The organism is Nocardia implantans, assembly GCF_035544775.1.
Taxonomy (GTDB): domain Bacteria; phylum Actinomycetota; class Actinomycetes; order Mycobacteriales; family Mycobacteriaceae; genus Nocardia; species Nocardia implantans.
Map to the genome: position 1 here is coordinate 181,108 of NZ_JAYKYQ010000011.1, position 12,059 is coordinate 193,166.

Sequence of the window (12,059 nt, forward strand, 5' to 3'; positions counted from 1 at the left end):
GCGGGCGGCGGCGTCGCCGCGCGAGTGGATACTGGGAGCGTGTCGTACCAAAAGCCGCGCATCTTGAACGACTACCGGGATCTGTTCTGGTCGCTGATCCCGTTGGTCCTGATCGCGCTGGTGTTCGCCGGGCTGGCCAGCCAGTGCAGTTTCGCCGCGAACGGTCCGACGCAGGGTCAGATCCCGCATTTCGACGCGCGCGCTGCGCTCACCGCCGACGCTCGTTCGCTGCCGTTCCCGATCCGCAACCCCGACCTGCCCGCGGACTGGACGCCGAACTCCGGCAGCCGCGAATCCATCGGCGGCAACGGCGGCGGGCCGGTCAGCACGGTCGGCTACATCACGCCGCAGGGCACCTACATGCGCTTCACCCAGAGCAACGCCACCGAGGAGGCGCTGGCCAGGTTCGTGCTCGGGTCCCGGTACGCCAGCGGCACCGAGCAGGTCGGCGACCGGAAGTGGATCGTCTACGCCGAGCAGGGCTCGGAGACCGCGTGGATCACCGACCTCGGCCAGTCGCGGGTGCTGATCACCGGCGCGGGCGACCACGCGGCGTTCACCACGCTCGCCCAGGCGATCGCGGCGGCGCAACCCCTGAAGCCCTGAGAATTCGCTTGTCTTCGGCGGCGCGCGTCCGTTAGGTTTCGCCGCGGTACGAGACACGTGCCGAACCGGTCTTCGGAGGTCGATGAATATGGCTGCGCTCAGCCCTATTTCGCATGCCCTTCGCCGGTTCGCGCGCCACTGATCTCCCGCAGACGCGGACCGGTCTCTTCGATGACCAGGAGTGTCACGTGTCTGTTTCCCATTCCCCCGATCTGCGCACCGACCGGCTGATCCTGCGGTCGTGGACCGCCGGTGCGGCGGCCGCAGTGCTCGACGACCGCCGTGACGCCGAGTGGGCGGCGGATTTCCCGGCCGACGGCGATCGCGTCATCGCGGGCCTGCTCGCGGCGCATCCGGACTGGCTCGGGCCGTTCGGGCACCGGCTCGTCGTCGAGCGCTCGAGCGGGCTGGTCGTCGGCTCGATCGGGCTGTTCTGGCCGCCCGCCGACGGGGAGCTGGAGATCGGGTACGGCATCGTCGCCTCGCGGCGGGGTCGCGGTTACGCGACCGAGGCCACCGTCGCGCTGACTGCGCACGCGTTCACCGCGGCGGGCGTTCGCGCGGTGCGCGCCGAGGTGGAGCTGTCGAACCCGTCGTCGGCGCGGGTGCTGGAGAAAGCCGGTTTCGAGCGGGTGAGCAGCGCGGACGGCGTCGCCCGGTTCCGAGCCTCGTCGCGCTGACGCAGCCGGGCCGTCGTCAGCGGTGGCTCACCACGTTGACGACGGTCCCGCTCGGGTCGCGGACGAAGAAGCGGCGTACCCCCCACGGCTCGTCGCGCAAGGGGTAGACGACCTCGGCGCCGGCGGCGGTCACCGCCGCGTGCACGGCGTCGACGTCGTCCACCTCCACGCTCATATCCGGCTGGAGCTGCTCGGCGTCCGGGCCGACGAGCAGGACCTGGGCGGTCGGGTTGGACGGCGAGGCCATCGTCATGACCCAGCCGAGGTCCATCGCCTCCTGGAAGCCGAGCAGCCGGTAGAAATCGCGGCTGGCGGCCAGGTCGGTGGTGCGGATGTCGGGCGTGGCGCGGCGGATGGTCATTCCTGCTTCTCCAGGTCGGTGCGGTGCAGCGCGTCCTCGACGCGTTTGCGCGCGCCGGCCAGGTGTTCTTCACAGCGATTGGCCAGCGCCTCGCCGCGTTCCCAGAGGGCGAGGGATTCGTCCAGGTCCAGGCCGCCTTGCTCGAGGATCTTGACGACGTTGACCAGTTCGTCGCGCGCGCGTTCGTAGCCGAAACCGGCGATCTCGGCGGCGTCGTCGGCCGGGTCGGCGCCGGTTTCGGTGGACTTGCCGGACTCGGCCAAGTCAGTTCCTCCCTGTGTCGGTGTTCTTAGCCCCGAGGGCCTGGGCGCCGAGCGCGGCGGCTGTGACGGCCCCGTCGGCGACCCGGATGCGCAACTGGCTGCCCGCGGGCGCGTCCTCGATCGAACGCACCACCTCGCGCTCCTTACCGGTGACGCGCTGCACGACAGCGTAGCCACGGGCCAGCGTGGCGGCCGGGCCGACGGCGGTGAGTTTCTCGCGCAGATGCCGGGTTGTCGTGGCTTCGGTCCGGATGAACTGCTCGGCGCAGCGGCGCGCCGCCGTGCGCTGGCGTTCTATCTCTTCTCGGCGGCGCTCGATCTCGCGCAGCGGGTCGGCCAGTACGGGCCGCGAACGCAGTTGGGCGAGCGCCTTGGTCTCGCGGTCCACCCAGCCCCGCAGGGCGGCGGCGGTGCGTTCGCGCAGTTCACGAATGCAAGCCAGTTCGGCGGCGGCGTCGGGGACGATGCGTTTGGCGGCGTCGGTCGGCGTTGCCGCACGCAGGTCCGCGACGAGGTCGCTGAGTGGATTGTCCGGCTCGTGGCCGATCGCGCTGACGATCGGCGTGGTCGCGGCGACGATGGCGCGGCACAGCGCCTCGTCGGAGAACGGCAGCAGGTCTTCCACGCTGCCGCCGCCGCGCGCGAGCACGATCACCTCGACGTCCGGATGCCGATCGAGTTCGGCCAGCGCGGTGAGCATCTGCGAGACCGCGGTCGGTCCCTGCACGGCCGTGTTGCGGATCTCGAAACGCACCGCGGGCCAGCGATTGCGAGCGACGCTCAGCACATCGCGCTCCGCGGCGCTCGCGCGGCCGGTGATCAGGCCGATGGTTCCGGGGAGGAAGGGGATCGGGCGCTTGAGCCGGGGATCGAACAGGCCTTCGGCGTCCAGCAGCGCCTTCAGTCGTTCGATGCGGGCCAGCAGTTCACCGATACCGACGGGCCGGATCTCGAGCACGCGCAGCGAGATCGTGCCGCGTCCGGTGAAGAAGGACAGCTTGCCGTAGACGACCACCCGGCTGCCCTCTTGCAAGGGGACGGGCGATTTGCGGATGAGGTCGGGATCGCAGGTCACCGACAGCGACATGTCGGCGGACGGGTCGCGCAGCACCAGGAACGCGGTGCGGGTGCCGGGCCGGAGGTTGATCTGGGTGATCTGACCTTCCACCCAGATGCTGCCGAGCCGGTCGATCCACTGGGCGACCTTGATGGAGACCGAACGCACCGGCCAGGGGTGCTCGGCGGAGTTGGCCGGTGCGGCGGCGGGTTGGCCGGAGGTGTCCCGGCCAGCCGTCGGCGAGGAGGGTGTCCGTGGTTCGGTCACTGGGCCTGCACAGTGGCGATCCGGTTCGTGAGCATGGTCACGAACGGCGCCCTGGCACGGGTGTGCTGCTCGTACTCCAGCAGCGCGGTGAGGTCGTCGAGCGTCAGCAGGCGCAGGCGGGCGCGCAGCTGGGCCAGGGTCATGTTGGCGTAGTCGTAGCGGGCGGCGACTTCCGGTTCGACGATCGCGGTCGTTTCGGCGGGATCGGGATCGGTGTCCGAGTCAGTCGGCGCCGGGTCGTCGTCCGGGTCCTCGGCCGGTGGCTCGCCGATCGGCGTCACCGAGGCGACATGACCGTTGGTCGAGCCGGTGTCGTCGGCGGCGAAGGGGTCGGGCGCTCGGAACGGCTCGGGATCATCGGCGGTGTAGAGATCGAAGCGGCTGGTGCGCGACGTGCCGGGGTTCGGGTCGTCGGCGAGGTCCTCGTCGAAGGTGGCCCACTCCGGCTGGTCGACCGGGCGGTTGGACAAACGGTCGAAAACCGCGTCGCCCTTCAGGGCCAGACTGGTGACGAACTGCTGGACGTGCATCGTCGTCTGCAGTACCTGACTGATGGCCGTGATCGGCAAATTCATTGCCGCCGTTGGTAGCCGACGGGATTCCTCGAGGGCGTATACGGCCGCGCCTGCGGCGACCCGGGCCAGAAAGGGTGGTCGAAACATGGTCCTAGCCTGCCCGAAATGGTGTGTTATGCAAAGAAGTGGCGCGCGTCGTCCGGTCGTCCGCCGGCCGCGGCGCACCGCCGATCGGCGGGAATCGCGTGGCGGTGTGCTCATAGTGCGGAGAATAGACCCAGGTCCCGGCTTTAAGTGTCCGAGACAATCGCGACACCCGGTCGTCGGCGCGAGCCGCGCCCGTCTTCCCGCCGCTCGGCGCCTGCGCTGCCCCGGTGTGACGGGCAACTCCCGCACGTGGCGCGAACCCGGGCCGCACGTATCCTGTGGGCATGTCTTCGGCCATTCCCTTGAACGTCGGAATCGCCCGATCGGCAGGTGCGGGAAGCGCCGTCGCCGACGGCGGAAAACGCGTGTTGCTCGCGGAGCCGCGCGGGTACTGCGCCGGCGTCGACCGGGCGGTCGAAACCGTCGAGAAGGCGCTGGAGAAGCACGGTGCGCCCATCTACGTGCGCAAGGAGATCGTGCACAACCGGCACGTCGTGGAGACGCTGCGCGAGCGCGGCGTGATCTTCGTCGACGAGACCGACCAAGTGCCCGAGGGCGCGGTCGTCGTGTTCTCCGCGCACGGCGTGTCCCCCGCTGTGCACGCGTCGGCCGCCGAGCGCGGCCTGCACACCATCGATGCCACCTGCCCGCTGGTGACCAAGGTGCACCAAGAGGCGAAGCGGTTCGCCCGCGACGACTACGACATCCTGCTGATCGGTCACGAGGGCCACGAGGAGGTCGAGGGCACCGCGGGCGAGGCGCCCGAGCACGTCCAGCTGGTCGACGGGCCCGGCGCGGTGGACCAGGTCAGCGTGCGCGACGAGTCGAAGGTGATCTGGCTCTCGCAGACCACGTTGAGCGTGGACGAGACGATGGAGACGGTGCAGCGGCTGCGTGAGCGCTTCCCCGCCCTGCAGGACCCGCCGAGCGACGACATCTGTTACGCCACGCAGAACCGCCAGGTCGCGGTGAAGGCGATGGCGCCGGAATGCGATCTGGTGATCGTGGTCGGATCGCGCAACTCGTCGAACTCGGTGCGCCTGGTGGAGGTCGCGCTCGGTGCGGGCGCCAAGGCCGCGTACCTGGTCGACTTCGCTCGCGAGATCGACCCGGCCTGGCTCGACGGCGTCGGCACGATCGGCATCACCTCCGGCGCCTCGGTGCCCGAGATCCTGGTCCGCGGCGTGCTGGACCGGCTGGCCGAGTACGGCTACGGCGATGTCCAGCCGGTCACCACGGCCAACGAGACCCTCGTCTTCGCCCTTCCGCGCGAACTGCGCGACGCCAGGCGCTGAGGCCCCGGCCCCACGCCGATGGTGCGGGGCGGCTACAGATTCTCCGGCCTGCGCCGTTCCGGGCGGCCCGATTCGCGGTAGCGGACGTTGGGCTGAGGGTGCGGCGGCATGTCGCGGCGGCGGCCCGCGCCGCGCGGTGGTTCGCCTTCCGGCCGCGGCATGGCGGCGGTCGGGCGAGTGGCGCCACGGGCGGGAGCCCGTCCTTCGCGCGGACGGGAGGGGGCGACACGCGGCGGGGTGTCGGCGACCTGCGCCGCCGGTCGGCGGGCCGGCCGCGCGGCGGGCTGGTCCGCGTCGGCCGATTCCGGCTCGGCGGGCTCGCCCTTCGGGCGGCGGGTTTTGCGGCGCGCCAGCTCCGCGGACCCGCGGGACGAACGGCCGGGCTTGCTCTGCTTCCCCGGTGACTTGCCCCAGCTGTCGCGCTTGCGTGACGACGACGGCTGGTCGGCTCCCTCCTCCTTGCGGTGCAGATAGATCCGTGCGCCACCGATCAGCAGCACGACCACCGTGGCCAGCATCATCGTGGGGAACCGGTTCACCAGCGGAATCGCCAGGTTCAGCAGGATGTCCTTCATCGAGGTGGCGCCACGGCCGGTGAGTTGCTGGTAGGCCAGCGGCACGGCGACGAACAGCAGCAGCGGCGGCAGCACCATCGTGCTGAACAAGCCCCGGTAGCGAACGGCGGCGACGGCCGCGACACAGCCCACGACGTACAGCGCGGCGAACGTGCCGGTCAGCTCGGCGCCGCCGCCGCTGGCATCGATCAGAAATCCCAGAAACGTGCAGGCAACCGCGATCAGGATCGCCGCGCCGACCGGGATCCCCGGCACCGACGGCAGGATCGAGCGTTGCGGCGCGGGCACCCGGGATCGCACACGTTCGGAAGCAGCCACGATATGCACACTAGTTGCCGCCGCTCCCGGCGGCGTGGCGGCACGGCCATACTCCCCGGTTACTCGCCCGCGTCGGCGAAGCTCACCGCGCGCGGCCGGGAATCCACGCGTCCGATCTCGGGCACTCCCTGTTCGGCTATCTCCAGCTCGTGCAGTTTGCGCGCGGTGACCATCACCCGCGACTCCACCGAGGCCACCGTGTCGTTGAAAGCCTCTACGGCTCTGCCGAGTTGCGCCCCCAGCCGATCCAGGTGTCTTCCCGTGGTGCCGAGACGTTGATACAGCTCGCGGCCGAGACGCTGGACGGTGGCCATGTCCTTGGACAGCGCCTCCTGCCGCCAGCCGAAGGCGATGGTGCGCAGCAACGCGATCAAGGTGGTGGGAGTAGCGAGGATCACATCGCGGCCGAACGAGTACTCCAGCAGCTCGGAGTCGGTGGTCAGGGCGGCGTCCAGGAACGGATCGCCGGGCACGAACAACACCACGAATTCCGGCGCCGGGTCGAAGGCGGCCCAGTACGCCTTGTCCGACAGCTGGTCGACATGCGCGCGCAGATGTTTGGCGTGCCTGGCGAGCAGATCGGCGCGCACGTCGGGGTCGTCGGTGCCGCAGGCGTCCAGATAGGCGGCGAACGGCACCTTCGCGTCCACCACGATGTGCCTGCCGCCCGCCAGGCGCACCACCAGATCGGGTCGCACCGTGCGGTCGTCCGCGCCGCGACCGGTGCGGCTCACCTGGGTCCGGAAATCGCAGTGCCTGGTCATCCCGGCCAGCTCGACCACCCGCTCCAGCTGGATCTCGCCCCATCGGCCGCGTACCTGAGGGGCGCGCAGCGCCGCGACCAGCTGACCGGTCTGCCCGGTGAGCTGGTGCGAGGTGCGCTGCATGCTCGCGACCTGCTCGCGCAGGCTGGAATACGCGGAGAGCCGTTGCCGCTCGACCTGCTGGATGTGCTCGTCGAGCGCCCCGACCGCCGCGCGCAGCGGTTCCACCAGCGCGCCGACGGCGTGCGAATGCCTCCGCGCGGCATCCTCGTTGGCCGCGGTGAGCGACTGCCGCAACAGTCGTTCGTTGTCCGCGACCGCCGCCAGCCGCGCCTCGGCCGCCGCAGCGCGATGCCCGGTTCGCGCGGCGCGGCCGAGCCAGCCGAGGCCGAAACCGGCGGCGAACACCAAGAGCAGGGCGACGAGCACGGGTGCGGTCATGGCGCTGATAGTGCCGTAGGACACCGACAAGAACGCGCATCTGGCAACTGTCCGGCATCGTGCCGGAAATGGGGCTCGGCCAGCGCATTGCCGCGGACTCCGCATAGCTGTTCGGGTTCTGGCATCCGGTGTCGTCCACGTCGTGGGATTCGGGAGGGCAAGAGGTGCGTGAGGTTTCGGTCTGTCGGTGATCGGCGACCGGCCGACTCGCCGGGCCGGTGGACACGCCGGGCCCTGGCCTGGCGAACCCGGCACAACGGGCGGGTCGATTGAAGTCTGTCGGTGCCGTGCCCTACGGTTTCGCGGCATGCGGATGCTGCACACCTCGGACTGGCACATCGGTCGCACGTTCCACGGGGTCGATCTGCTTGCCGACCAGGCTCGTTCACTGACCGCCGTCGCGGAGTTGGTGGCCGAGGAATCGGTCGACGTGGTGGTGCTGCCGGGTGACGTATACGACCGGTCGATCCCCAGCGCCGACGCGATCGCGGTGTGCAACCGGGGATTCGAGGCGATCCGCGCCGCGGGGGCCCGGATCGTCGCCACCTCGGGCAACCACGATTCGCCCGCCCGGCTGGGTGCGGGCGCGAGCTTCGCCGCGGCGGGCGGGCTGCATCTGCGCACCACCGTGGCCGACGCCGACCGGCCCGTGCTGCTGGAGGACGAGCACGGGCCGGTGGCGTTCTACGGCATCCCGTACTTGGAACCGGAGATCACCCGCGCCGAACTGGAAGTGCCGCAGGCACGCTCGCACGCCGAGATCCTGGACGCGGCCATGGCCCGGGTGCGTGCCGACATCGCGCGGCGGCCGGGGGTGCGAACGGTCGTGCTGGCGCACGCCTTCGTGGTCGGCGGGGAAGCCACCGGATCGGAGCGCTCCATCTCGGTCGGCGGCGTGGAGACGGTGCCGCTCGCCGCTTTCGACGGCATCGATTACGTGGCCCTCGGTCACCTGCACTCACCCCAGACTCTCACGGACGCGGTGCGTTACTCCGGCTCGCCGCTGCCGTACTCGTTCGGCGAGAGCGCGCATCGCAAAGCGGTATGGATCGTCGACTTGGACGCTTCCGGCCTGCATGCCGTGCGCCGCAGGGACCTGCCGACCGTCCGGGGCCTGAGCAAGCTGACCGGCACGCTGGACGAACTGCTGAGCGGCGCGGAATTCGGCGCGGCCGAACAGCACTATGTGTCCGCCGTGCTCACCGACGTCGCGCGCCCGGTCGACGCCATGCGCAAACTGCGCGAGCGGTTCCCGTACGCGGTGCACGTCGAATGGGCGCGGCCCGAGGGCAGCCCGGAACTGCGCTACCGTGAGCGGGTGCACGGCCGCCGCGACATCGAAGTAGCCCACAGCTTCCTCACCGACGTCCGCGGCGCACCGAGCCCGAGCGAGATGGCCTGGCTGGAGCGGGCGCTGTCGGCCGCCGTGGCGGAACCGGAGCAGGTGGCCGTAGCCGCCGCCGAGGAACTGACCGCATGAGCACGTCGCCGAGGCCGGGCGTGGGCGCGGCGGCATGAGGCTGCACAAGCTGGAGATGACCGCTTTCGGCCCGTTCGCCGCCACCACGGTCGTCGATTTCGACGCGCTCGGCGCCGACGGGTTGTTCCTGCTGCACGGCCAGACCGGCGCGGGCAAGACCACGGTGCTGGACGCCATCGCGTTCGCGCTCTACGGCCGGGTTCCCGGCGCGCGCGGGGAGAGCAAGCGGCTGCACTCCGATCACGCGCCGGAGCAGACGCCGCCACAGGTGGTGCTGGAGGCCACCTTGGGCGGGCGGCGGCTGCGCCTGACCAGGAGCCCCGAGTTCCAGCGCCCCAAGCGCGACGGCACCGGTATGCGCACCATCAACCCGAAGGCGACCCTGACCTGGCTGGACGGCAGAGGCGAGAACCTGTCCCGGATACCGGATATCGGCGAGGAGGTGCTGCGCCTGCTCGGGATGAGCGCCGACCAGTTCTTCCAGGTGGTGCTGCTGCCCCAGGGCGATTTCGCCCGTTTCCTGCGAGCGGACAACGAAGACCGCGAGAAACTGCTCGAAAAACTCTTCGACACCAGGCGTTTCGGCACGGCGGAGCAGTGGCTCGCCGACAAACGCCGCGCCGCCGAAGCGGATCTGGATGCTCGCACCGACGGTATCAAGCGGCTGATCACACAGGTGGGCATGGCCGCGGGAGTGACGGATTCGGTCGGTACGGCCGAGTGCGTCGGATGGTCGCAGGATCTGCTGGCCACCGCGCGTGCCGATCTGACCGCCGCCGTTGCGGAAGTCGAACGTTGCCAAGCGGAATCGGCCCGGGTCCGGGAGCAGGCAGAACAGCAGCGTCGGCTGCACGAATTGCGCCGCCGCATGAGCGCGGCCCGCGCGCAACTCGACGAGTACGCCGCCGGGGCCGATCGACGCGCGGCATTGCAAGCCGAACTCGACCTCGCTCGCCGAGCCGAGCCGGTCGCCGCCGCCATCGTCGAAGCGCGTTCGGCGGTGCAGAACCAGCGCAGGCGCGACAGCGAAAAGGACTCGGCGGCGCAGCGGCTGGCGGACCGCTTGCTGGAACCGGCCAGCGCCGAACTCGGCGGAACGGAACTGGTCGACGGCAGCCGGATTCGCGACGACGCCGACATCGACGCCGCGGTCCAGCGATGGAGCGCGCAGATCGGCGCACTGGACGAAGTGCAAGCCGACGCCGCCACCGCCACCGAACTCGGCGGTGAACTCGACGCTCTGCGCGCCGAGGACGCGACGCTGGCCTGGCGCGTCACCGAACTCACCGCGCGACGCGACCAACTGCCCGCCGCGCTCACCGCGGCCGAGGCCAGGCTGCGCGAGGCCACCGAAGCGGTCGCCGCCCTGCCCGGCATCACCGCGGAGACCGAGCGATTGCAGGCCGCCGCCGCGGCCGCGGTCGAGCTGGCGGCGCGGCGCACCGCGCTCGACCACGCCCGCGTCGAGCTCGACGCCGCCCGCGCCGCGCACCTCGACGCCAAGGAGCTGGTGCTTGATCTGCGTGAGCGCAGGCTGAGCGGAATGGCCGCCGAACTGGCAGGCGAGCTGGTCGACGGAAGTCCGTGCGCGGTCTGCGGTTCGGTGCGGCATCCCGCACCGGCCCAGCCGACCGACGACGCGGTGTCCAAGGATGAGGAGGAGACCGCGGCGGCGGCCGAGCGCGCCGCGGAGGACACCCGCGACCGTGCGCTGGCCCGCATCACCGGCCTGGAGCGCGAGATCGAAGCGCTGGTCGCTCGCGGCGGCGACACCGACCGGGTCGAACTCGCCGCGGCTCTGCGCGCCGCGACCCTCCGCTACGAGGACACCTCGGAGCTGGCCGCCAACGCCGACGGGCTGGAAGCCGAACTCACACGCCTGCGCGGCGACGAGGCGCGCCTGCACGACGAGCTGCGCGCATCCGAGGCGCGCCGCAGCGCGGTCGCGGCCACCGCCGCCTCCGCCGAGAAGCGTCTCGCCGAACTCACCGACCGGCTGCGCGGCGCCGCAGGCGCCGACCAGACCATCGACCGCCGCCGCGCCAGGCTCGTGGCTCTCGTCGCCGAGGCGACCGCGCTGCGCGATGCCCGCGCCGAGGCGATGGCAGCGCGTGAACAGGTGTCCCTGATCGCCGATCGGGTTGAGAATCTGGCGCGCGCAGCGGGTTTCGTGCCTGAGGGTGAGTACGGCGGTCCGGTGTCGGTTCTCGGGTCCGCGTCTGCCGCCACCGAGAATGCGGCTCGGTCCGGGGAAGGTTCGGCTTCATCCGGGGAAAGTCCGGCTCCGTCCAGGGACGGTTCGGCTCAGCCGACGGAATCCGGCGAGACCGCCTCCGCTCCGGCTCCCGGCGGCGGGGCGGAACCGGCGCAGCTCGACACCGGCGCTCGCGCCACGGTGGCAGACGATGTCGCACGCTTGACCGCCTACGCGAAAGTCGTCAACGCCGCGTCGCGCGACTCCCGGCGGCAGGCCGAGATCGAAGCGGAACTCGTGGCCGCCGACCGCGCCCGCGCCGCCGCCGAAGCGGTGCTGGCCGAACCGGAGATCCGAGCGGCGTCGGAGCGCGAGCCCGGCGATGAGGCCGAGCTCGACGCGCTGGTGACGGCCGCGCAGACCGCGCTCAACACGGCGGTGGCCGCTCATGCCGAGGCGAGCAGGCGAGCAGGCCAGCTCGAGGAGCTGGGCGGTCAGCTCTGGGCTGCCGTGGACCGGATCGCACCGGCGCAACGAGCGTTCGAAGAACTCGACGGCCTCGCCGACCTGGTCGCCGGGCGCGGTGCGAACAACCGCCGCATGTCCCTGCACTCCTACGTCCTGGCCGCTCGCCTGGAAGAAGTCGCCCAGGCGGGATCGCTGCGGCTGCGCCGGATGTCCGGCGGCCGTTACGAATTCGTCCACTCGGACAAGGCAGGGCCGCGCGGTCGCCGAGGCGGGCTGGGCCTGGACATCCGTGACGATTACACCGGAGCCATCCGCCCGGCCAAGACGCTGTCGGGCGGCGAGACCTTCATGGCCTCCCTTTCGCTGGCACTCGGGCTCGCCGACACCGTCGCCGCCGAATCCGGTGGTCTGGTGCTCGACACCCTGTTCATCGACGAAGGATTCGGCGGCCTGGACGCCGACACCCTGGACGCCGTGATGGGCGTCCTCGACGAACTCCGCACCGGCGGACGGGTGGTCGGCGTGGTCAGCCACGTGGACGAGATGCGCCAGCGCATCCCCAGCCGCCTGCACGTCGTGCGCGGCCGCGACGGCTCCCACCTTCGAGCCACCATCGCCTGAGCGCGTT

The 12,059-nt window shown here is 71.1% G+C and carries 11 protein-coding genes; 5 read left to right on the forward strand and 6 right to left on the reverse strand.

The window, feature by feature from the left end:
- The first annotated feature begins 39 nt into the window (after positions 1–39).
- Together U3653_RS25530 and U3653_RS25535 are read left to right on the forward strand one after the other, a co-directional pair.
- Positions 40–606, forward strand: a complete 567-nt coding sequence (locus tag U3653_RS25530) for a DUF4245 domain-containing protein (RefSeq protein WP_195082555.1) — start codon at positions 40–42, stop codon at positions 604–606.
- A 188-nt stretch (positions 607–794) separates the two neighbouring features.
- On the forward strand, positions 795–1,286 hold the full coding sequence (locus U3653_RS25535) for a GNAT family N-acetyltransferase (protein WP_323124596.1): 492 nt from the start codon (positions 795–797) through the stop codon (positions 1,284–1,286).
- A gap of 16 nt (positions 1,287–1,302) precedes the next feature.
- Here the strand turns inward: U3653_RS25535 and U3653_RS25540 are convergent, their stop codons facing one another.
- Genes U3653_RS25540 through U3653_RS25555 form a run of 4 tightly spaced genes read right to left on the reverse strand, consistent with a single transcriptional unit; the run spans position 1,303 to position 3,896 of the window.
- Positions 1,303–1,647, reverse strand: a complete 345-nt coding sequence (locus U3653_RS25540; RefSeq protein ID WP_195082557.1) for a VOC family protein — start codon at positions 1,645–1,647, stop codon at positions 1,303–1,305.
- Entirely contained in the window at positions 1,644–1,910 is a 267-nt protein-coding gene (locus tag U3653_RS25545; protein WP_195082558.1) for an exodeoxyribonuclease VII small subunit, read from the reverse strand. Before U3653_RS25545 ends, U3653_RS25540 begins: the two co-directional genes overlap by 4 nt.
- Position 1,911: 1 nt before the next feature.
- A complete protein-coding gene (gene xseA / locus U3653_RS25550) occupies positions 1,912–3,234 on the reverse strand; it encodes an exodeoxyribonuclease VII large subunit (protein WP_195082559.1) in 1,323 nt (440 codons plus the stop codon).
- Positions 3,231–3,896 (reverse strand): lipid droplet-associated protein, encoded by a 666-nt coding sequence (locus U3653_RS25555; protein ID WP_195082560.1) that lies wholly within the window; start codon positions 3,894–3,896, stop codon positions 3,231–3,233. Before U3653_RS25555 ends, xseA begins: the two co-directional genes overlap by 4 nt.
- A 284-nt stretch (positions 3,897–4,180) precedes the next feature.
- Between U3653_RS25555 and U3653_RS25560 the strand changes: the two genes are divergently transcribed.
- Positions 4,181–5,191 carry a 4-hydroxy-3-methylbut-2-enyl diphosphate reductase gene (locus U3653_RS25560; RefSeq protein ID WP_195082561.1) on the forward strand — a complete coding sequence of 337 codons (1,011 nt, stop codon included), beginning with the start codon at positions 4,181–4,183 and terminating at the stop codon, positions 5,189–5,191.
- Between the two features lie 32 nt (positions 5,192–5,223).
- Here U3653_RS25560 and U3653_RS25565 read toward each other — a convergent pair whose 3' ends face one another.
- Positions 5,224–6,084 (reverse strand): DUF6542 domain-containing protein, encoded by an 861-nt coding sequence (locus tag U3653_RS25565; RefSeq protein ID WP_195082562.1) that lies wholly within the window; start codon positions 6,082–6,084, stop codon positions 5,224–5,226.
- A gap of 59 nt (positions 6,085–6,143) precedes the next feature.
- A complete protein-coding gene (locus tag U3653_RS25570; RefSeq protein WP_195082563.1) occupies positions 6,144–7,289 on the reverse strand; it encodes a DNA recombination protein RmuC in 1,146 nt (381 codons plus the stop codon).
- A 307-nt stretch (positions 7,290–7,596) separates the two neighbouring features.
- Between U3653_RS25570 and U3653_RS25575 the strand changes: the two genes are divergently transcribed.
- On the forward strand, positions 7,597–8,769 hold the full coding sequence (locus U3653_RS25575) for an exonuclease SbcCD subunit D (RefSeq protein WP_195082564.1): 1,173 nt from the start codon (positions 7,597–7,599) through the stop codon (positions 8,767–8,769).
- A 34-nt stretch (positions 8,770–8,803) separates the two neighbouring features.
- Positions 8,804–12,052 carry an AAA family ATPase gene (locus U3653_RS25580; RefSeq protein ID WP_195082565.1) on the forward strand — a complete coding sequence of 1,083 codons (3,249 nt, stop codon included), beginning with the start codon at positions 8,804–8,806 and terminating at the stop codon, positions 12,050–12,052.
- Positions 12,053–12,059: the final 7 nt, after the last annotated feature.